This window comes from uncultured Fluviicola sp. (genome assembly GCF_902168135.1).
GTDB lineage: Bacteria > Bacteroidota > Bacteroidia > Flavobacteriales_D > Crocinitomicaceae > Fluviicola.
Genome location: NZ_CABHOL010000006.1, coordinates 69,013 through 89,593, shown reverse-complemented (window position 1 = coordinate 89,593; position 20,581 = coordinate 69,013). Strand labels below are relative to the sequence as shown.

Sequence of the window (20,581 nt, the reverse complement as noted above, 5' to 3'; positions counted from 1 at the left end):
ACTATTGGGTTTAGACACTATTTACTGGGTCTTGTAGCTATTCTTATCGGTGTTTATTTTTTGGGAGGTTTCCTGATGCAGCTGGTAATATCGTTCAAATTACCTGCAGGAGAAACGATCAGATCATTTTCTGAAACTAAAGATCTGTTTTCAAAAAACGAATTTTTCGCACTAAATATGATTCCCTTTGCTTTGGGTGTCCTTACAATTATATTTTGTTCAAAACTCATTTTTAAAAGACCTTTCAGAACATTCTTAACAGCACGTTCGCGCTTTGATTTTAACCGGTTTTTTTTCTACTTTGGTTTATGGTCGATATTAATGATGGTTTCTTTTTTTATCACTTTCATTGATCTTAATCACCAGATCCAGTGGAATTTTAAAAACGAACAGTTCTTCTGTCTTTTACTGTTATCCATTATTCTTGTACCGATTCAAACCGGGTTTGAAGAAATTCTTTTCAGAGGTTTTTTACTGCAGTTATTTGGGAAAGTGACACAAAAAGGGATCTATTTAATCGGTATCAACGGACTTCTTTTCTGTGCTTTGCACTTAATGAATCCGGAAATCGACAAATTGGGATTATTTGCAGTCGGATATTACCTTATTTCAGGAGTTTTCACTTCCTTTATTACTGTGATGGACAATGGAATTGAACTTTCATGGGGTTTTCACTTGTCAAACAATCTCTTTGGAATTATCATCGTGACAAATAATTGGCAGGTTATCCAAACCGATGCTTTGTTTATGGATGTGTCTTCACCGGTATTAGGTTGGGATATGTATGTAACCATGTTCCTGTTTTATCCGTTAATGATTCTTGTTTTTTGGTTGGTTTACCGATGGAAAAACTGGAATAAGGTACTTTTACAGAGTAAATAAATCATTTTTGATTAAATGTTAGAAATTCAAGAGCTTACAAAACGCTATCAGCGAAAAGCGGCAATCGACCAGGTTTCATTCAGCCTCCGAAAGGGGGAGATTTTCGGATTGCTGGGACCAAACGGAGCCGGAAAAACGACGCTGATTCGGATAATCAATAAAATCATTGAACCGGATTCGGGAACAATCCGTTTTAACGGCGATTTGCTGCAGCAGAAACATTTGGCTCATATCGGGTATTTGCCTGAAGAGCGAGGGTTGTATAAACAAATGACTGTTGAAGCGCATGCTCACTTCCTGGGTGCATTGCGTGGAATGAGTAAATCGGAGATCAATACTTCTTTGGATTATTGGCTGAAAAAATTCAATTGCGCCGACTGGAGAAAAAGAAGGATCCAGGAGCTCTCGAAGGGAATGGCCCAAAAAGTACAATTTATTTTTGCAGTATTGCATGAACCGGATTTATTGATCCTGGATGAACCGTTTTCGGGATTTGACCCGGTAAATGTGGAACTCATCAAAGCTGAAATGCAGGAAATGAAAGCGAAAGGGAAGACCATTCTTATTTCGACACACAATATGCGCAGCGTAGAGGAGATTTGTGACCGGGTAGTACTGATTCATCAATCCAAAAAAGTGTTGGAAGGGCGTGTGAGCGAAATCCAGGATCAGCAAAAGACAGGAGAATACGCAGTTAAGTTCAGAGGCAATATGATTGCCTTCGTGAATGCATTGTGGATAGGCTTTGAACTGATTGATAAAGAAATATTGGGCGATGACCGCTTTATTGCGCATGTAAAAATGAGAGGCGATAATTCCTTCGAGGATTTGCTTAAAACCCTGATGGGTCAAGTCAAAATTGAAGCTGCCTGGGAGGTTTTACCAAGTATGAATGAAGTATTTATTGCAACTGTAACAACTGATAGTGATGAGAAATAGTTGGATAATCGCTATGCGTGAACTAAGAGAACGATTGGGAAGCCGTTCTTTTATACTGATGGCCATTTTAGGTCCGATGGTAGTGCTGACCTTTACTTTCCTGATTTTCCAATTCGGAGGAAAAGACCAGCAGAAATGGCACGTGTTGATTGTGGATCCGGCTAATATTATGGAACACAAGATCATGTCGGCTGAAGATCCGAATATTCAATACTCTTTTGCTACGAACTATATCGAAATAGAGCAATTTGCCAATGACAAGCGCTTTGCTGATTTTGACGCGATGGTTGAAGTCAACGAGAAGATCCTGTCGAATAAATCGAGCTTTTTGTTCTACCGGGAAAAACCTTCCTTTACCATGTCGGTAAATATCCGCTACCAGGTTGAAAGACGATTGGAAGAAGTACTAGCCAAACAGTTTACGAAATTGTCAGTTGCGGAATTTAGAAAGATCAAGCAGCCCCTGAATTTTGCATTTCGAAATGTTTATGATCCGAAGGATGTTAAAAGCGATATGGCCGGTTGGGTCGGATTGTTCTTCGGAGCAGTAATCTTTGTATTTATTTTCCTTTTCGGCATGACGATCCTTCGCTCTGTTTCCAGGGAAAAGACGAATCGGGTAGTGGAGATCTTACTGGCAACTGTGAAACCAAGATCGTTGATGCTGGGGAAAATCCTGGGAATTGGAATCAGCGCATTTTTACAAGTATTCTTATGGTGCCTGATTATCGGGTTGGGGCTGTACTTTATGCGAGAAACGATTTTCGTGGATATCTATGATGCGTCGAACCAGGCAGCAGGACAGGTAAGCGATTACAATCAGTTCGTGGAATTAGTCTTCGACCGTGTACAATTCGGAGTGATGCTGTTCTATTTTTCGCTGTTCTTTGCCTGCGGATATTTATTCTATGGAGCATTTTTCGCGGCACTGGGTGCAGTTTCAGGCTCAGAATCCGACGGACAGCAGTTCCTGATTCCTTTAATCCTGATTTTGTGCTTTGCGTTATATGCCGGTTATTTTGCTTTGGAGAACCCGGACAGCCCATGGACAACATTCCTGATGTACTTCCCGTTCACAGCTCCGGTAGTAGCCATGGTGAAATTGGCAATGGGGTTTGCAGATGGAGATGCGTACCAATTGTTTGTTTCCTTATTTTTACTCCTGGTAAGTTCTGTAGGTGTGATCGCCATTGCAGCGCGATTATTCAAGAACGGTTTACTTCAATTTGGCCACACACTGCGATTTAAAAATATTATTCTTTGGTTGAAAGTCAAATAGCATGCGTGTAGCGGTCATTGATCTTGGAACAAATACCTTTAATCTACTGGTTGCGGATGTGCATACCACCGGATTTGATATTGTACATAATTCAAAAGAAGGAGTTGCTCTCGGAATGGGAGGTATCAATGAAGGGATCATTTCGGATGAAGCCATGGAACGCGCTTTTCAGGCATTTGAAAAATTTAAGCAAACCTGCAGGAGCCTGGAAGTTAAAACGATTGTTGGAATTGGAACTTCCGCGGTTCGTGATGCCGGTAATAAGGCTGAATTCCTGCACGAGATAAAAAAACGGTTTGATTTGGATATCGAGATCGTTGACGGATTGGAAGAAGCGAAATTGATCTACCAGGGAGTGAGTTGGTCCTATGAATTTGATAAGAGCTCACTGATCATGGATATTGGAGGTGGAAGTACGGAATTCATTCGTATTGAAACAGGTAAAGAACTGGAGTTCATCAGTGCAAATATCGGTGTGTCAAGAGCTGTTCAGCTATTTTCATTGGGAGATCCGTTGACCAGGGAAAACAAAAATCAATTAATAGCGTGGTTTGAGGAAAATTCGAAGGAACTTGAAAATTTCAGGTCCTGTGAAGTATTGGTTGGAGCATCCGGGAGTTTTGAAACTTTCTATGAAATGGTGCATGAAGAAGCATTTCCGAACATGCTGCAAAATATCCGTATTCCGAGAGCCGAATTAATTGACACCTTAGACTGGATCATTGATTCTACTTCCGAACAGCGGGAAAACCACCCGTTTATTATCCCGATTCGAAGAAAAATGGCCCCGATCGCTGCTTTAAAAACCAAATGGGTTATGGAGAAGTTTGGAATCAAAGAAGTGGTGATCTCTCCATGCTCATTGAAAGAAGGAGTTTTAAGACGATTTTTCTGAAATTACGAATTCCTAATTCCGGGTTCCGAATGATTTTTGAATTGGTCTGGATCAAGTACGAATTCTGCCAATTAACGGTTGCCTGAATATTCTATTACCTGATGATAATTGATCCGGCAAACTAAGATCGAAAAATTCGTAATTCGTAATTCGGCATTCATAATTAATTGGTTATTTTCGTTCACCAATAAAAAAATATGGCAAAGATACTGATCATAGATGATGAGCGCGCTATTCGCCGGGCTCTGCGTGAAATTCTGGAATTTGAGGACTTTCAGGTAGATGAAGCTGAAAATGGAACGGAAGGGCTTGAAAAAGCAAAAAACACGCTTTACGATATTATCTTCTGTGATATCAAAATGCCCCAAATGGATGGGATGGAAGTCCTGGATGCATTGATGGCTCAAAAGATCGATACGCCGGTTATCATGATTTCGGGTCATGGAAATATTGAAACAGCTGTGGATGCCATCAAAAAAGGTGCTTTCGATTTTATTGAAAAACCGCTCGATTTGAACCGTATCCTGGTCACGATCCGGAATGCGAAAGACCGTGTAGTATTGGTCGAGGAAACCAAGCAGTTGAAAACAACCGTGCGCAAATTCAAAGGATCTTCGATCATCGGAGAAACCGAAGGAATCAACAATATCAAGGAAATGGTTGAAAAAGTGGCACCTTCCGATGCGCGCGTATTGATTACCGGAGCAAATGGTTCCGGAAAGGAATTGGTTGCCCGCTCGCTTCATGATCTTTCCAACCGCCGGAAAATGCCGTTTGTGGAAGTGAATTGTGCTGCAATTCCAGGTGAATTGATCGAAAGCGAATTGTTCGGTCATGAAAAAGGAGCGTTCACTTCTGCCGTAAAAGACAAAAAAGGAAAATTCGAACTGGCTTCGGGTGGAACCTTGTTCCTGGATGAGATCGGTGATATGAGTGCTTCTGCTCAGGCAAAAGTATTGCGTGCTCTTCAGGAAAACGTGATACAACGCGTAGGAAGTGAAAGAGATATTAAAATCGACGCACGCGTGGTTGCGGCAACCAATAAGGATCTGCGAAAAGAAATTGCTGAAGGACGTTTCCGGGAGGATTTGTACCATCGTTTGGCAGTGATCTTAATTCACGTTCCTTCTTTGAATGAGCGTCGTGAAGACATCCCGATGCTTGCGGAGCATTTTATTGCCCTGGTCTGCAGCGAGCATGGAATCCCGAAGAAAGAATTTACAGATGATGCACTGCTTGAATTGCAGCAAACCGATTGGACGGGAAATATCCGTGAATTGAGAAATATTGTAGAACGTCTGGTAATTCTGTGCGGTCCGAAGATCACGGGAGATGATGTGAAGATGTTCGCAAATCCGAAGAAATAAATCATTGAAACAAAGTGGGCACGCGATTAATCGCGTGCCCACTTGATAATTCTATTTTTGGGATAATTATTTCTTCATTTCTTTCGCACCCATTTTCATGATTGCATAAGTAAATTCACATCCGTCTTTTGCTTTCAAAGCGTTCAGGATCTTTTTGATTACCTCGTCTTCTGATTCAGAAGTATACACCTGGTCGTATTTTTTCTCCAGGTCTTTTGAACAAGACTGCATTTCTGTTCCAAGTTCCTGCATGGCCTGAGCATCTGCCATTCCTTTTTCAAGGTCTTTCATTAACACAGCAGTCATGGCTTTTTCCATATCTGTTCCATCTTTTTCAGATTGAATGATCGCATTTTTCATGTCATCTGAAATACCTGTTGAAGACTTATTCACACAGTCGCACATGTCTTTAGCCATTGCTTCATAATCTGCATCGCTTGCCATGTTGCAGGAAGTTACCAGAACTGCACTCGAAATTGAAAGTAAAAGGATTAATTTTTTCATATGTTTTTTTCTAAAACTAAGCAAATTAATTAATACAGATCGTGTAAATTGAGAAGCGAGCATGTAGAATTGATAAGTGAAAACAGAAAATTGGTAAGTGAATGCACCTGGTCCCGAATTTACAACTCCGATTCACTGTTCACTTCAATCCCGCCCCATTCCAGGACATCAAAGCCGTCATGGTTCATTTTTCGATTTTCTGCGGTTTCATGAAAACTTTCCGATGATTGTCAACCGGACAAAATAATCGGGAATAACTTCAAAATTGGTTGCCGATAAGTTGAAGCTGATCAACAGGGAAAATAATAAAATGCGCATAACTTATAGAGTTGGTTCAACTTCAATTCCGCCCCATTCAACCAGGTAATTACCGGATCTGTCCAATGGTTTTAAAGGAGGAACCTTTAATACTGTCGTCTGTTCCATGAATGCACTCGTTTCGCGGAAAAGAATATAAATCCGGTTTTGCCTGAAAGAAGGAACGATTTCCAGAGAAGCAATCGGATCAAGCTGCTCATCCTGCATCCATATTATTTGTACGACCTTCATTTGCTGCATGCGCGGCCCCCAGTAAGTAATAAAATCGGTTTTTTCCTTTTCGTTGAATCCCAGGTTAGTTAACCGGTTCTCTAAATAAGTTACTGTATTTGAACCTTCAAACTGGTCGGCATGAAGCCAATTTGGTTTTAGTTTTTCTACCGAAAGAGCTGCATCCCAAAACAGGTAGGGATAATTAGAACCGTCCATTTGAATTGTACCGTCTGCAGATGACTTTCCTTTCCATTCATTAGTGTATGCCGGATAGGTAAACTTTAGTTCTGCGTCGGTTTTGATTTTCAGATTAAATGGTTCTTCCTTTTGACTGTAGAGGTATATGACCGGTTTTTCCAACATAATTTGTGGTCCGGAACCGGCCGATCCCTGGAAATTGAGCCCGATTTCATAATAGTGTTGTCCCGTAAACGCTCGTTCCAGGTTAATTTCATCAAAGTTTGCATTGACGAAGAAAGCCAATGTGTGTTTCCCTTTGGGAAGGGATAACTTAAACGTCGGTTTCTTATTGGTAACCGTAAACCTTTTGGTTTTTCCATCAACTTTCACCTGAACGATTACCGGATGTTGATTAAGCAGGAGTTGTCCGTAAGAATCTTCGACCCTGAAAACGAGGTTCGTACTGTCGGCATGAATTTTAGAGGAAACACTGTCTTTAATGATCCAATAAGAAGGAAGGCTTTCTTTTATTCCGGATAACCCGAGAAACGGCAGGACTAAAAAGTAGAGGATAATGAGTTTACGGTTCATAATTCAATGGATTTAAATTCAAATCCACCCCATTCCAGTATGTTGAATCCGCTTCGCTTAAATGTTGGAAGTTCGATAGGGTGAATGTATTTTTCAAACTGGTCATTCCATTCGGAAAACCCGATGTATAATCGATTAATCGCTGTTGGTACCGGATCGCATTGAATGGTTGCAAATTGATCACAAGCTTCCTGCAGGTAGAATTGCAGAAAGACATTTTCGTATTTCATTAATCGAGGTCCCCAATAGGTGATGAAATCTGTTTTTTCCCGGTAGTTCAATCCGGCATTCGAAAGTTGCTCTTCCAGGAATGAGATGACTTCCTGTCTGGAAATGTGATAACCGTTAGGATGTTTTCCGGGGATAAATTCCTGCTTCGAATCCCAAAACAGATAAGGATATTTCTTACCGTTAATGGTCATTTGTCCGCTTGGGTCAAGAGTTCCTTTCCAACCGTCCGGGTAAGCCGGGTAAGTAAAAGTGAAGTCATTTACAGGATTCACCTGTATTGAAAAATCAACTTTGTATGGACTCTGAAGGTAAATAACGGGTTTGTCCACTTCAATCATTGTGTTCCATGAAAGGAAATTGACCTGGGCTTCATTATCCGTTTGATTTTCAATAAGCATCGAATCAGTGATTACTTCCTCATAACCCGGACCAGGCCAAAATTTAAAAACAGTTTTTTTAGCAGGAATCCGGATGTTTGCCGAAAAGAGTGAGTCCAAAACCAGGGTGTCGACAAATTCATTCACCGAATAATAGATCATTGTTTGATAGCCTGAAGGAATATCCCTGAAATTGGGAGCATTGAAATGCAGTGTCAAAGATGCTTCCCCGTTTTTGACAGACTTATTGGAAATCGTTTTATAGATGTAAAAACCGGGAACAGATTTCCGGAGATCTGAAGCTTTCGCGGCAAAAACAAATCCCATTAAAAGCACGAACAAAAAGCCTGTTTTCATAATTCGATATTAGAACAAATGACTATACATTCCAAATCAACTTTGGTTCAAAAAAACGCTAAAAATCAGAAAACGGGATAATTTCTGACAAAACTCCCTTTGGAACATTAAAGTTCTTATTTTTGGCTTGAACAATTTTAACTTATGGACATAAAAGGATTTTTCCAAAGAAACTGGGCTTATTTAGCAATTATCGGCATTGTGCTGATTGTTTTGGCTGTTTTCTTTAAACCTCAATTTGAGGGATATGGTGTAAAACAACACGATAACAAAGAAGCAATCGGAATGGCAAATTCGGTTAAAATGTACCGCGAGGCGACTGGTGATGAACCGAAATGGTCCGATTCCGGATTCGGAGGAATGCCTGCAGAGCAGATCGGTTTGGAAAAACCCGGAAACTGGTTTGTATCGGTTTCAAGAGCTTATTTTAAAGTTTTTCCTCAGCCATTCGGGTTGATTTTCCTGCACTTTTTATCGTTCCTGATTTTCGCCCGTTTTTTGAGGTTGAATCCATGGATCGGATTGATAGGAGCCATTATTTACAGTTTTGCGAGTTATGAGTTGATAGTTATCCAGGCCGGACACGTAATCAAATCTGCAGCAGCAGCATTTTTACCGGCATTGCTGGGAGCATTTATTTATGCTTACAAGAGAAACAGGCTCTGGGGGATTGTTTTATCAGGTGTTCTTATGACGCTGGAGCTCACAATGAACCATGTTCAGATCACTTATTACTTCTTTTTTGTATTGTTCTTCGTAGGAATTTACTTCCTGGTTGAAGCAATCAAAGAGAAGCAGGTCAAAGGTTTCTTAATTACTTCCGGAGGGATTATCGCTGTTTATCTGCTTGCTTTTGTGATCAATAGTGAAAATATTGTATTGACGAATGATTACGCCAAGTATAGTATTCGTGGAGCAAACGATGTAACCATTAATCCGGACGGGACAGCTTTAAAAGATCAGGGCAACGGTTTGGATAAGGGATATATCACACAGTGGTCTTATGGTATCGGAGAAACTTTCACCCTGATTTCGCCTTACGTAAAAGGTGGTGCATCCGAGCCTTTGGCAAAATCTCCTTTTGCAGAAAGCATTCAGAACAGCGATTTAAACCAGCAGCAGATCAACAGCGCTATGAATGGTTATTCCTATTGGGGAGCACAGCCGATTACTTCCGGACCTGTTTATATCGGAGTTATTGCGTTCCTGCTGGCGTTTTTAGGATTGATTTTCATGAAGAACAACATCAAATGGGCGCTCTTCGCGGTAACTATTTTGGCGGTCATGCTCTCATGGGGTAAAAACTTTATGGGATTAACCAACTTTTTCATCGATCATGTTCCTGCTTATAACAAATTCCGGGCAGTAACCATGATTTTGGTGATTGTAGAATTGACAATCCCGGTGATGGCTGTTTTATTCCTGAATGAATTAATTAAGCAGCGCGAACGCATTATTGAGCAAAAGAAAAAGCTTTTCATTGCGCTTGGTGGGGTATTTATATTCCTGGTAATTGTTAAAGTTGTTGGTTTGGGCGACGGATACACTAACCCGATGGAAGCGAAACAATATGCGGGTTTAGGGGAAATGTATACCAAACAGATCCTGGAAATGGATCCACAGGCTGCTATGGCAAATTACCAGCTGGACATATCCAATCCACAACAAGTTAAACAGTTTGTGGACATGCAGGTAGACAACCAGATGGAGTCTTACAATGCGGTAAAAATAGCAAGAGAAAAGATCTATAGCTCAAGTATGACACGTTCCATCTTGTTTGTAGTTCTTGCAGGCGGATTGTTGGTGATATTCCTTTATATGAAGTCTGAAAAGACAGCCCGTACGGTTTTATTGGCAGGATTGGTCGTGTTGACATTTATCGATATGGTACCGGTTGCATATAACTACCTGGGAGCAGTAGATGATATTTCAGGTAACGGATATAAATATTGGGAAGACGCGGCTTTGTCTGCATATCCGAATGCGGCTACAAAGGGAGATGAGGAAATTATGGCCGCAGAAGTTGCTAAAAATCCGTCATTAGCTTCTAAAATCGCGAAAGGAAAAGCAAAAGGAGAAGCTTTGGCCGATGAACTTGGATATGAAGGAGCAGCAAGAATGAATGTGATCAATACTTATCGTTTTTACGAGTTGAGCGCTGCTACCAATTACCGTGTATTGGATTATTCCGGAGCATTCTCAAGCAGTCGTGCTTCGAACTTCCACAAATCTTTGGGTGGATACCATGGAGCGAAGTTGAGAAATATTGATAATTTGATCTCATTCCACTTATCAAAAACGAATAGCAATGTATTGGATATGCTCAATGTGAAGTACTTCCTGCAGCCATTGCAGAACGGAATGGATACAGCGATTCTGAATCCGAATGCACTCGGGAATGCCTGGTTGGTTAAAGAGGTGGAAACGTATGCAACAGCAAATGATGAGATCAGAGCTTTAGGTACCAGATTCCGTCTTGAGAATAAAGGAACAGGAGTTTTATTGGTAAATAAAAAGCCTGCTAAAACTGCAGATGTATACGGTGGAGAGAAATTGCAGTACCTGGTTCCCGGACAAAAAGATTCTCTTACAGTTCAACTGGCAAACGGACTTTCTCTGGGACAGGAAGCGATGTTCGTAATGGATGTAAAAGGAAATACGAATCTTGTTCCTTTGATTACTTTACAAATGGACACGGCACAATCATTCACACCATTGGTTCAACTCAAAGTAACAGGTACTTTTGATCCGAAGAATGAGGCTGTGATGTTGTCATCTTTTTCCGATAAATTGACCAAAAAGAAATTCTCGGGAGAGGGGACCATCAAACTGACATCATCCAGACCGAATAAATTGACTTACACTGCTGATGTCAAAGGAGATCAGTTGGCAGTATTCTCCGAAATTTATTATCCAATTGGCTGGAAAGCAATCGTTGACGGAAAAGAAACTCCTATTTTGAAAGTGAATTACCTGCTCCGTGGATTGGAATTAAAAGACGGAACTCATAAGATTGAATTTACTTACGATTTACCGAAGTACCATACATTCGGGACAATCGCTATGACTGGTTCAATCATCATGCTTGCCCTGCTTGGATTTGCATTTTATTATTCCTGGAAAAAGAAAAAGCAACCTGTTTCTGAGAATTAACAAAGTACTTTTATAAAAGCTAAAAATCCCCGGTCTTTCGCAGATCGGGGATTTTTTTATCGGATGAAATAACGTTTATTTTTTGAATAACTGATGCAGTTTGAGGAGTACAACCCGTTTTGCTCTTGCCGCTAGGCTGCCTTTTCGGTTGGCAAAGTAATTTTTCAGGGCTTCGTAAGCAGTTTTGTCTTCTTCCAGGACGTCAGGGAAGTAAGTGACAGGCTTTTCATTGATTGTTACTTCGTAGATGTCGTTAATACCCGAGTGAACACCAGTGCCATCGTGCCCGATATTATGTACGAATGACCTGGAAGGATTTAACGTCAGTCCGTTCATCAAAAAAATGGAGGCGTACCAGCGAATGGCCCAGCTGTTATTTTTTCCGCTCTTAAACTCCTGGATCTGTTTCCAGTAATTCATGGTGTTATCAATAGCGAAAGCAGCTTTCTTTGGTTCATCAAACTGTGCGATAAGTTTGTCGATATCGGGTTCAAAATGCTTCCAGGCCCTGTCCCAGGTTGCCCAGCCCCAACTTGTTGCCGCTCTGAAAAAGAACGTTTCCGGAAGGCCTTCTGTTTGTATGGGGAACATGTAAGAACCGATATGCATCACTTTTTCAACCTCGCGGTAACGATTTAATGCATCGTTAAAATAAGTAAGCGTGTAAGGCGAGGAAATCATATCGTCTTCATAAACAATAACCTGCCCGAATTCCTTTACCAAGCGGCTTACACCGGCGATGATCGAATTGGCCAGGCCTGCATTTTCAGTGCGTTCTATGATTTCTAAAGAGTAAAACCCCGTCACGTGGTTAATAATACTTCTGACCTCAGCTACTTTCGCTTCATCCTGGGGAGTTTTGGCCCCGTCTGAAAAAATATACAACCTGCTTTCCGAAGCCAGCTTGTTTTGTTTCAGATATTCCAGCGTCCGGAGAGTGTGCTGCGGACGATTGTAAACAAACAGAGCTATGGGAGCAAGATTCTGCATAAGAGAAGGAATAATTGTAGCTGAAGTAACTTAGAAAATGTGAATATCCTGGTTCGACTTTTTCGTTAAAACGGTATATGCATTGGCAAACTGTTCCTGTTTCTTTTTTCCAAGCAGGTTTCCCAATGATTTTTTAACGCGATAAACGAGATTGATCTTTAAATTGCTTGAAAAAGTTTTCGGTGCTTTTTTGATCGTAAACTCACTGAAACGAGTGATTTCCGGGTCAGTGAGTGATAATTTATCGTTCAGAATCTCCAGGCCTTCACTTTGCAGCAGGAACCGTAAGGAAGTAGGCGTATACATATTGATATGTCCGTAACTCAGAAAATGGTTCATTCTTTTATCAACTCCAAAGCGATAATCCTTCGGAACTTCTATCACGATGTATTGAGCCACTCTTTTCAATTCCCGGATGAGCATACGTTCGTGTTCCACATGTTCCAAAACGTGAGAAAGAATGATCAGATCAAAACTGTTGTCCGGATAGGGGATTTTGTATCCGTCAAAAACCTGCACTTCTTTCAAACGCGGTAATTTTCTGTCGCGTATTTGATCTACACCGCTTTGAGCGATTTCCAGGGCATAGAGTTCCGGTGCGAAGCTGCATTGGTCCAGGAAATGCAGAATACTGCCGTCTCCGGCACCCACCTCCAGTACTTTGGTCGGTTTGATGTCTTTGCAAACATCCACAATGTTTTGTGCTTTATATTTCGCTCCAAGCATGCGCCAGGCCGTTTGATCGTTCGTGTAGAACTGATCGTATGCTGTTTTTACACTGTCTGTTAGAAATTCTGCCATAGTTGGAAAAATAAGTTTGTCAAATATCCAGGCAATTCTCGGATTTGTAAAACACGGAGGTAGCTTTGGCTATCAGTGATCCGGGTGAGATTCCACTGAAATATAATTCTTTGAATCCTTTTTCTTTCAGAAACTTCCGGGCAGGACTGTAAACTTCACGCTCGCTGTCATCAAGTACAATTACTCCATTGTAAGAAAGCGCATCAACTGCATATTTGCAGCAATTTACGCGGTCGCGCCCGTCTACAATGATAATGTCAAACTTTTCAGGCAGGGAAGCAGCCTTTTTGGCATATTCTCCGTCACTTTCCAGTTCACAAAAGATCATTTCGGCATTTGCAGGACTAGACTTCTTAATCATGTCAAACCAGGCCTGGTCGTGTTCTACCGAAGTCACAGAACCAGCTCTTTCTGCATAGAAAATGGTTGAATTCCCCGAACCGTATTCAAAAATCCGGTGATTTTTAGTAATTCGGTCCTTGATAAAATCAATGAAAGAGTAGGTAACCCAGGGAATAGCTTTTCCCTGTCCGTCGACAGATTGCTTTTTTTCGTAGGCATTAAACCATCCGATGTGGTGTAAGTAACCTTTATGACCAAGAGAAAGTAATGCTTTCAGACGACCCGGCTTAGCAATCAGGGTTGTAAAAGCCTTTAGTTTTGAAGGTGTTTTGGAATTGCTCACCGCTTTACTATATTATTGTTTAATTCCGTCGATGATAAGACTTGTGTAGTTCAATTCACCGTTTTGGTTCCGGCTGTCGTGTTCTGCTGAACGGCGGATAAATCCCTTTTCGGTTTCCCATGGGTTATGATGGAATTCCTTGTTCTCATCGAAATACTCCAAAAGATCTACTTTAAAACCACTTTCTTCAAATGCGGCACTGAATGTTTTATAATTGTACAAAACCTTGTGGTCGTCTGCTCCGGCTCCATGTCCTCCGGGTTTCACATACTCAATGTATTCCGGTTTTTCATGAAAGCCATCGGGAACAGCTACGCGTATCCAGCCGCCTTTTTTCAGGAATTTATAACAAACACGGAGCGCTTTTTTTCCTTCTTCAGGTGTTAAGTGCTCCCAAACATGTTCAGCCATGATACAATCTACCTGCCCTTCCTTGAAATAATTCAACCAGGTTTTCTCATCCAGCAGGTTTAGAAAATGTGCTTCACTTGGAATCCATCCTTCATCAAAAATACCTGAGCTCCCTACAACCAGCTTAATTGGTCCTTTTTGCTCCTGAAGACGTTTTCTGAAAGTTCTTTCTTCAACGCCGTTTTTGTATAGTTTTCGATAGAGCGATCCCAAAGTTCTTTTAATCATGACTTTAATTCCGTTTTTGATTGTTGAAATCCAAAGTTAAGTAATAAACCTCTACTGATAACTGATTGAAGGAACAATCTGCCTGATAAAATGCGTTTCTGAGGGGCTTTGCCGATTTATCACTGATAAAATCGTATCTTTGATAGCCAAAATAAATTGAATGAAGGTTGCGCTAATTACAGGGATTACTGGTCAGGACGGATCATACTTAGCAGAATTGCTTCTTGAAAAAGGATACGAAGTTCACGGAATTATCCGCAGAGCAAGTGTTTTTAATACGGAAAGAATTGATCATCTGATCGGAAAGGAGCATTTTATCCTGCATCACGGAGACGTTACGGACAGCTCGAATATCAACAAGCTGATGTCTACTATCCAGCCTGATGAAGTGTACAACCTAGCAGCACAAAGTCATGTGCAGGTTTCTTTTGAAGTTCCGGAATATACCGCTCAGGTTGATGCCATGGGAACTTTAAGGATCCTGGATGCTTTAAGGAATTACTGCCCGAATGCCCGTTTTTACCAGGCTTCAACTTCTGAATTGTATGGAAAAGTGCAGGAGATTCCTCAAACGGAAAACACACCTTTTTACCCGCGAAGTCCATATGGTGTGGCAAAGATCTACGGCTTCTGGATTGTGAAGAATTTCCGTGAAGCTTACAACTTGTATGCATGCAACGGAATTCTCTTTAACCATGAAAGTGAGCGTAGAGGGAAAACATTTGTTACCCGCAAGATCACCATTGGCCTGGCCGAAGTTGCACAGGGAATTCGTCCGGTATTGTCATTGGGAAACCTGGACTCAAAACGTGACTGGGGATACGCCAAAGAATATGTAGAAGCTATGTGGCTGATGCTGCAGCAGGATGAAGCGGAAGATTTCGTTATTGCAACAGGGAAAACCTATACAGTGAGAGATTTTGTCGAAAGGGCTGCAAAATATGTAGGATTTGATATCGTCTGGGAAGGAACCGGCGTAAATGAGATCGGCATTGACCGGAATACAGGCAAAAAAATAATCGAGGTGAATCCGAAATATTTCCGTCCGACGGAAGTGGATTTGTTGATCGGAGATGCTACCAAGGCAAAAAATAAACTGAACTGGGAAGCGAAAGTGGAGATCGATGAATTGGTGCGGATTATGATGGAACACGACATTAAAATGGTCAAACATACGAAGGTACTTGCGGATGAAAAAAGAGGATAGAATTTACATCGCCGGACATAACGGGATGGTAGGAAGCAGCATCGTCCGGAAACTGGAACAGGAAGGCTTCACGAATCTCATCACACGTTCATCCAAAGAATTAAACCTGATCAACCAGGCAGATGTTCAGGCTTTTTTTGAAGAAAACAAACCGGACTATGTATTTCTGGCAGCTGCAAAAGTGGGCGGAATCCAGGCAAATAATACTTATAAAGGCGATTTCCTTTACGATAACCTGATGATTCAGACCAATGTGATCCATGCAGCACATGCGCATCACGTGAAAAAGCTATTATTCCTTGGAAGTTCCTGCATCTACCCGAAGTTTGCGCATCAGCCGATTTCGGAAGACAGTCTTTTGACCGGAACACTGGAACCAACCAACGAACCTTATGCGATTGCAAAAATTGCAGGAATTAAATTGTGCGATGCATTCCGCGATCAATACGGATCGAACTTTATTTCAGCCATGCCGACCAACTTGTACGGTCCGAATGACAACTACGATTTGTCGAATTCACATGTGTTACCTGCTATGATCCGTAAATTCCACGAAGCGAAAAACAATGGAGTAGGAGAAGTAGTTGTTTGGGGAACCGGAACACCGATGCGTGAATTCCTTTACGTAGATGACCTGGCGGAAGCTTGTTATTTCCTGATGGAAAACTACAACGAACCGGGAGCTATCAATGTGGGAACCGGATCGGATATTACCATTGCGGATCTGGCTCATTTGGTAAGGAAAATTGTAGGTTTTGAAGGCGAGATCGTTTTTGACACTTCGAAGCCCGACGGAACACCTAAAAAACAATTGGATGTTTCCCGGATTAATCAATTGGGATGGAAAGCAACAACCGAATTGGAAGCAGGTATTCGGAAAGCTTATTCCTCGTTTTTGGATCAGGAGAAAAAATAAGTCGCTTTGAAAAAGATAACCATCGTTTTACGACATTATCCGCCCAGTAAGAATATCAACGGAATTTTAGCCGATCAAATGGCTCAATACCTGATCCGTGATTCCAATGTGGAAATTAAGGTTTTCTGCATGGATATCAGTGAAAAAGGGAATCTTAGTACTATCAATCCGACGGGTAATGTGACACGGATCAAGCAAAAATTCAGTAACAATAACAAATTCGGAAAGCTTTTCAACATGCTTTACGACGGATATATTTTGATCAAAAAAAGTAAGAAATATCCATCAGACCTGATCATTTGTACTTCCAGTCCGCCGCTGCTTCCGATGTGGGCTTCCATACTTTTGAAGAAAAAGAAATGGGCTTTTTGGTCACTGGATTTGTTCCCCGAAGGATTTGTATCTGCGGATACCATCAAAGCAAGCAACTTGATTTACCGTTTCTTATTGAAGAAAACATACAAAAATGCACCGGATCTATTGATCTCTCTTGGAAATGAACAGGCCCGGTACATTCAGGCACAATATAACGAACCTGTTCCGGTGATTGTTTTGCCCGCCGGAGTTTCACTGGAAGATAACCAGACTGTTTCCGACGAAAGCAAGCCTGATTGGTATAATCCGGGGAAGATCACTCTGGGTTATTTTGGGAATGCAGGACAGGCTCACAATCCGGAGTTCATCCGGGAAATGATTCGTGTTTCCGGAGTTCATGGCTTTCAATTTATCTTATCGGTTTATGGGATTCGGGCTGAAGAGATCAAAGCCTTTGCACGGAGTTTTGAGCATGTAGTGATTGTTGAGAATGGGATTGCGCAGGAACATCTGAAGTACATCGATGTGCATTTGGTGACTTTACGAACATCCTGGACACACGCAGCCGTTCCTTCCAAGGCAGTTACAGCGATTTCTACCGGACGTCCGATTGTTTTCTGCGGAAGCGAGCAGAGTGATAACTGGCAAATGTTTAAAGAAGCAGCCTGGTTTATTCCCGAAAACGAATCGATGAATACCGAAATAGCTCACTTCCTGGAAGAATTGGATCGGGAAAAAATTGCGGTGAAAGCAGCTCAGACTAAAAATATCATCGGATCATTGAAACAGCAGGTGCTGGATGCTTATTCGGAAATACCTAAACACGCTTGAAAATCGATTTATGAAGGTTCTGGTAATTAGCACATACGAAACTCACGGGGGCGGATCTATCGCCGCTAAAAGGCTGACTGCCGCGCTGAGTAAATCGGAGGGAGTAGAGGCGAAACTGCTGGTCAATGTGGCTCAGACAAAAGATCCTTCAGTGGCGGAAGTTGCTGATACGAAATGGAAAAAATGGATGCGCAAATTGCGCTTTATTGTCGAAAGTATTCTCTTTTTGCCGTACGAATTGTCTAAAAAGGAACGCTATTCCTTTTCAACGGCATATTTTGGAACAGACATTACAAAGCATCCTTTGGTTCGCGAAGCAGATATCCTGCATCTCCACTGGATCAATCAAAGCTTTTTGTCCCACAAAAACCTTCGTCAGTTAATTGAACTGGGAAAACCGATGGTGGTGACGATGCATGATGTGTGGTATTTTACAGGCGGTTGTCATTACACCCGGGAATGTGACCATTTCATGCAGGAATGCGGAAATTGTATCCTAATCAAACATTCGGGAGAGAACGATCTGTCACACAGAATCTGGAAGATCAAGCGCGATATGTATTCCGATCAAATGAAATTCGTGGCTTGCAGTAACTGGCTTGCAGATTTGGCAAGGACCAGCAGCCTGTTGAAACCGAATTACATTACCTGTATCCCGAATCCGATTGACCGTTCCGTATTTAAGAAGAAAGATCGAATACTTTCACGGAAACAATTCAACCTGCCGGAAGATAAAATCCTGCTTTTGTTCGTAGCAGTTAAAATAGATAATGAACGCAAAGGGTATCATTACCTGTCTGCGGCTCTCAAAAATTTGTTTGAATCCGATTCGCCGCTCAAAAAAGACCTGGAGATCGTTGTGATGGGGAATGTGGATGATCCGTCGCTGATTAATTTTTATTTCCCGACTCATTTTTTAGGACGTTTGAGTAATGTGGATGCAATTGTTTCCTGCTACAATGCGGCAAACCTGTTTATTGCTCCTTCGCTGGAAGATAATTTACCGAACACACTGGTTGAAAGTATTTCCTGCGGAACGCCTGCCGTTGCATTTAAGGTGGGAGGAATTCCGGATATCATTGATCACCAATACAACGGTTACCTGGCAGTATACAAAGATACTGTCGACCTGGTAAACGGAATAGAATGGGTTTTGTCGCAGGACCAAACAGAAATTTCAGACAATTGCCTGGAAAAAGCGCAAAATACGTTTTCAGAAAGTGTGGTCGCACCTCAGTTCATAGACTTGTACAAGACAATGTTATGATACTTTTCCCTTTAGAACAATCAGCGGAGAAAGTGCTTTGCTTTCAATCGGTATTACGCGCGTAAATACTTTTCCGAATACAAAAAGTGCTTTGTAGAATGCTTTTACTAAAACCGATTGCGTTTTGTAATTCTCCAGCCAAATACTGAATTTCCCGGTGTAGTAAACCGAAACATCTTCAATTTTCAATTCTTCTGCAATGGATCTCAACAGATTCAGGTCCATGGAATCAATGTTGTGCACATCGTAGTTGGCCTTGTCGAATTTACGCTGCAGCCAGCCGTTCACTCCTTTGAAATTCGGAAGAATGATCAGTAAGTCCCCGTTCGGGTTGATGTAATCCAGGTGGCGCTTAATAATTCCCTTGGTATCTTTAAAATGCTCGATAAGTCCTACCGAAAACACAAAATCGTACTTGGTTGTAACCGGGTGGTCCAACGTTAAATCGTCTTCGATAAGGTGAATGGCATTTTTTTCCAGTCCGTTTACCTGCAATAGATCATCTACAATGGATTGATCGATGAAATAGTCGAGGAGGGTAGTTTCGACATTGAATTTCTTCTTGATGTAAATGGAAAACGTTCCCGGAAAACCGCCTAGTTCAATAGCCGATTTGATTTGAGGGTTGGACGACATCAGTGTGTTCAGTACCCGTTGGTGAAATCCGTCTTCAGGCACAGGTGTGATTAATTGGTCGCGTTTATTGTTCCAATAATCTTCCCAGAATTTTCGTTCGGTTAAAAGATCTTTGTCATTCATCGTCCAATCATTTATTCACCTGTTTGGTATTCAGGAATATTCCGTCAACCTGCAGCAAGTGTTTGGTTTTAGCATCGCTGAATCCGTTTTCCAGGGAAATCAGTGTGAATCCTTTCTCATCCAGGTAATCGATGATTTCCCTGTAAAGAGCTTCATCCTGGTAAAGCTGTACCAAAGACATTTCCAATTGAATGAGGGTGATTTGTTCCAATACTTCTTCCGAACCGATCAAAACATTTTTTTCATATCCCTGGGTGTCAATCTTAAGCATGACTTTATTCCCTTTTTGATGAAAGGATTGAAATACTTCATTCAATGTTCTGATCTCGATTTCCTCGGTCCCAATGTATTTGGATTCAGGTGCACCTTCCACATGCGCATCTTCCATCTCCAGGATGGAACTGCTGAAAGAATTTCCGGAGACGTTGATGGTTGTTTTCCCGGCAACATCACCCAAAGCGTATTTATGGATGGTCCATTTTGGATCCTTGGCAGAAGCCTGTTCCAGCCGTTTGTAAGCATCCGTTACCGGTTCGAAGGAAATGATTTTTCCCTGATAACCCAACATGCGCGACATTTCACCGTACTGACCCGCATTTGCTCCTACGTCAAACAACAGATCAATCCCATGGTATTTTAAAATTTGAGATCTCCTCAGCCAATCAGGTTTAAAATATTTTAGAATCGGAACTCCCATTTTGATCAGAGTAGCCGCCATTTTCATCTTAAAATTCATAGAAAGAGATCATAGTTTGAAGTTAAAATCTGCCCGCCGGTTTGCTGCATTTTTAAATAAAAGCCGAAGATAACAAAAGTTTAAGTAAGATGACTCGTGGAGATAAAATTACGAAACCCGGAATTCAGGGGGCCGGGAATGCGCAGAAT

The 20,581-nt window shown here is 41.4% G+C and carries 19 protein-coding genes; 10 read left to right on the top strand and 9 right to left on the bottom strand.

Annotation, left to right across the window (positions count from 1 at the left end; translation table 11 throughout):
* The 5 genes from QZT69_RS00900 to QZT69_RS00880 form a co-directional block, all read left to right on the top strand.
* A partial coding sequence (locus QZT69_RS00900; protein ID WP_294669649.1) for a CPBP family intramembrane glutamic endopeptidase occupies positions 1-882 on the top strand: 882 nt, incomplete at its 5' end.
* 15 nt (positions 883-897) lie between these two features.
* Positions 898-1,821 carry an ABC transporter ATP-binding protein gene (locus QZT69_RS00895; RefSeq protein WP_294669647.1) on the top strand — a complete coding sequence of 308 codons (924 nt, stop codon included), beginning with the start codon at positions 898-900 and terminating at the stop codon, positions 1,819-1,821.
* A gap of 13 nt (positions 1,822-1,834) precedes the next feature.
* Complete coding sequence (locus QZT69_RS00890; protein ID WP_294669645.1) at positions 1,835-3,100, top strand: ABC transporter permease; 1,266 nt, start codon at positions 1,835-1,837, stop codon at positions 3,098-3,100.
* A 1-nt stretch (position 3,101) separates the two neighbouring features.
* Positions 3,102-3,995 carry a hypothetical protein gene (locus QZT69_RS00885; RefSeq protein WP_294669644.1) on the top strand — a complete coding sequence of 298 codons (894 nt, stop codon included), beginning with the start codon at positions 3,102-3,104 and terminating at the stop codon, positions 3,993-3,995.
* Between the two features lie 197 nt (positions 3,996-4,192).
* Positions 4,193-5,362: a sigma-54 dependent transcriptional regulator gene (locus tag QZT69_RS00880; RefSeq protein ID WP_294669642.1), complete on the top strand. Its 1,170-nt coding sequence runs from the start codon at positions 4,193-4,195 to the stop codon at positions 5,360-5,362.
* Positions 5,363-5,428: 66 nt separating this feature from the next.
* On the opposite strand, the gene QZT69_RS00875 is transcribed toward QZT69_RS00880, so the two are convergent.
* From QZT69_RS00875 to QZT69_RS00865, 3 genes are all read right to left on the bottom strand, one after another.
* Positions 5,429-5,866, bottom strand: a complete 438-nt coding sequence (locus QZT69_RS00875; RefSeq protein WP_294669640.1) for a hypothetical protein — start codon at positions 5,864-5,866, stop codon at positions 5,429-5,431.
* 321 nt (positions 5,867-6,187) lie between these two features.
* Positions 6,188-7,168, bottom strand: a complete 981-nt coding sequence (locus QZT69_RS00870) for a hypothetical protein (RefSeq protein WP_294669637.1) — start codon at positions 7,166-7,168, stop codon at positions 6,188-6,190.
* Positions 7,165-8,133: a hypothetical protein gene (locus QZT69_RS00865; RefSeq protein ID WP_294669634.1), complete on the bottom strand. Its 969-nt coding sequence runs from the start codon at positions 8,131-8,133 to the stop codon at positions 7,165-7,167. The genes QZT69_RS00870 and QZT69_RS00865 overlap by 4 nt, the downstream gene beginning before the upstream one ends.
* A 144-nt stretch (positions 8,134-8,277) precedes the next feature.
* On the opposite strand from QZT69_RS00865, the gene QZT69_RS00860 reads away from it, so the two are divergent.
* Positions 8,278-11,286, top strand: coding sequence for a YfhO family protein (locus QZT69_RS00860; protein WP_294669632.1), 3,009 nt, complete (start codon positions 8,278-8,280; stop codon positions 11,284-11,286).
* Positions 11,287-11,361: 75 nt separating this feature from the next.
* Here the strand turns inward: QZT69_RS00860 and QZT69_RS00855 are convergent, their stop codons facing one another.
* Genes QZT69_RS00855 through QZT69_RS00840 form a run of 4 tightly spaced genes read right to left on the bottom strand, consistent with a single transcriptional unit; the run spans position 11,362 to position 14,401 of the window.
* Positions 11,362-12,276 (bottom strand): glycosyltransferase, encoded by a 915-nt coding sequence (locus QZT69_RS00855; protein ID WP_294669630.1) that lies wholly within the window; start codon positions 12,274-12,276, stop codon positions 11,362-11,364.
* 30 nt (positions 12,277-12,306) lie between these two features.
* Entirely contained in the window at positions 12,307-13,077 is a 771-nt protein-coding gene (locus QZT69_RS00850) for a class I SAM-dependent methyltransferase (RefSeq protein ID WP_294669629.1), read from the bottom strand.
* A gap of 19 nt (positions 13,078-13,096) precedes the next feature.
* Positions 13,097-13,762 (bottom strand): hypothetical protein, encoded by a 666-nt coding sequence (locus tag QZT69_RS00845; RefSeq protein ID WP_294669626.1) that lies wholly within the window; start codon positions 13,760-13,762, stop codon positions 13,097-13,099.
* A gap of 12 nt (positions 13,763-13,774) precedes the next feature.
* Positions 13,775-14,401, bottom strand: coding sequence for a methyltransferase domain-containing protein (locus QZT69_RS00840; RefSeq protein ID WP_294669623.1), 627 nt, complete (start codon positions 14,399-14,401; stop codon positions 13,775-13,777).
* Between the two features lie 160 nt (positions 14,402-14,561).
* Here QZT69_RS00840 and gmd point away from each other — a divergent pair, with 160 nt between their 5' ends.
* Genes gmd through QZT69_RS00820 form a run of 4 tightly spaced genes read left to right on the top strand, consistent with a single transcriptional unit; the run spans position 14,562 to position 18,937 of the window.
* Positions 14,562-15,608 carry a GDP-mannose 4,6-dehydratase gene (gene gmd, locus QZT69_RS00835; RefSeq protein WP_294669620.1) on the top strand — a complete coding sequence of 349 codons (1,047 nt, stop codon included), beginning with the start codon at positions 14,562-14,564 and terminating at the stop codon, positions 15,606-15,608.
* Positions 15,592-16,524 (top strand): GDP-L-fucose synthase, encoded by a 933-nt coding sequence (locus QZT69_RS00830; RefSeq protein ID WP_294669616.1) that lies wholly within the window; start codon positions 15,592-15,594, stop codon positions 16,522-16,524. The genes gmd and QZT69_RS00830 overlap by 17 nt, the downstream gene beginning before the upstream one ends.
* Positions 16,525-16,530: 6 nt before the next feature.
* The gene (locus QZT69_RS00825; RefSeq protein ID WP_294669613.1) at positions 16,531-17,670 is read left to right on the top strand and encodes a hypothetical protein; all 1,140 of its coding nucleotides are present in this window, start codon (positions 16,531-16,533) and stop codon (positions 17,668-17,670) included.
* A gap of 10 nt (positions 17,671-17,680) precedes the next feature.
* Positions 17,681-18,937: a glycosyltransferase gene (locus tag QZT69_RS00820; RefSeq protein ID WP_294669611.1), complete on the top strand. Its 1,257-nt coding sequence runs from the start codon at positions 17,681-17,683 to the stop codon at positions 18,935-18,937.
* Here QZT69_RS00820 and QZT69_RS00815 read toward each other — a convergent pair.
* The gene (locus QZT69_RS00815; RefSeq protein ID WP_294669609.1) at positions 18,932-19,696 is read right to left on the bottom strand and encodes a methyltransferase domain-containing protein; all 765 of its coding nucleotides are present in this window, start codon (positions 19,694-19,696) and stop codon (positions 18,932-18,934) included. The genes QZT69_RS00820 and QZT69_RS00815 overlap by 6 nt on opposite strands.
* Before the next feature lie 7 nt (positions 19,697-19,703).
* Positions 19,704-20,432, bottom strand: a complete 729-nt coding sequence (locus QZT69_RS00810) for an FkbM family methyltransferase (RefSeq protein ID WP_294669607.1) — start codon at positions 20,430-20,432, stop codon at positions 19,704-19,706.
* Between the last annotated feature and the right edge of the window lie 149 nt (positions 20,433-20,581).

Excerpts from the sequence above, each read along its gene's own strand:
- QZT69_RS00895 (WP_294669647.1), top strand. The coding sequence starts at position 898 with ATGTTAGAAATTCAAGAGCTTACAAAACGCTATCAGCGAAAAGCGGCA.
- QZT69_RS00890 (WP_294669645.1), top strand. The coding sequence starts at position 1,835 with ATGCGTGAACTAAGAGAACGATTGGGAAGCCGTTCTTTTATACTGATG.
- QZT69_RS00885 (WP_294669644.1), top strand. The coding sequence starts at position 3,102 with ATGCGTGTAGCGGTCATTGATCTTGGAACAAATACCTTTAATCTACTG.
- QZT69_RS00880 (WP_294669642.1), top strand. The coding sequence starts at position 4,193 with ATGGCAAAGATACTGATCATAGATGATGAGCGCGCTATTCGCCGGGCT.
- QZT69_RS00875 (WP_294669640.1), bottom strand. The coding sequence starts at position 5,866 with ATGAAAAAATTAATCCTTTTACTTTCAATTTCGAGTGCAGTTCTGGTA.
- QZT69_RS00870 (WP_294669637.1), bottom strand. The coding sequence starts at position 7,168 with ATGAACCGTAAACTCATTATCCTCTACTTTTTAGTCCTGCCGTTTCTC.
- QZT69_RS00865 (WP_294669634.1), bottom strand. The coding sequence starts at position 8,133 with ATGAAAACAGGCTTTTTGTTCGTGCTTTTAATGGGATTTGTTTTTGCC.
- QZT69_RS00860 (WP_294669632.1), top strand. The coding sequence starts at position 8,278 with ATGGACATAAAAGGATTTTTCCAAAGAAACTGGGCTTATTTAGCAATT.
- QZT69_RS00855 (WP_294669630.1), bottom strand. The coding sequence starts at position 12,276 with ATGCAGAATCTTGCTCCCATAGCTCTGTTTGTTTACAATCGTCCGCAG.
- QZT69_RS00850 (WP_294669629.1), bottom strand. The coding sequence starts at position 13,077 with ATGGCAGAATTTCTAACAGACAGTGTAAAAACAGCATACGATCAGTTC.
- QZT69_RS00840 (WP_294669623.1), bottom strand. The coding sequence starts at position 14,401 with ATGATTAAAAGAACTTTGGGATCGCTCTATCGAAAACTATACAAAAAC.
- gmd (WP_294669620.1), top strand. The coding sequence starts at position 14,562 with ATGAAGGTTGCGCTAATTACAGGGATTACTGGTCAGGACGGATCATAC.
- QZT69_RS00830 (WP_294669616.1), top strand. The coding sequence starts at position 15,592 with ATGAAAAAAGAGGATAGAATTTACATCGCCGGACATAACGGGATGGTA.
- QZT69_RS00820 (WP_294669611.1), top strand. The coding sequence starts at position 17,681 with ATGAAGGTTCTGGTAATTAGCACATACGAAACTCACGGGGGCGGATCT.
- QZT69_RS00815 (WP_294669609.1), bottom strand. The coding sequence starts at position 19,696 with ATGAATGACAAAGATCTTTTAACCGAACGAAAATTCTGGGAAGATTAT.
- QZT69_RS00810 (WP_294669607.1), bottom strand. The coding sequence starts at position 20,432 with ATGAATTTTAAGATGAAAATGGCGGCTACTCTGATCAAAATGGGAGTT.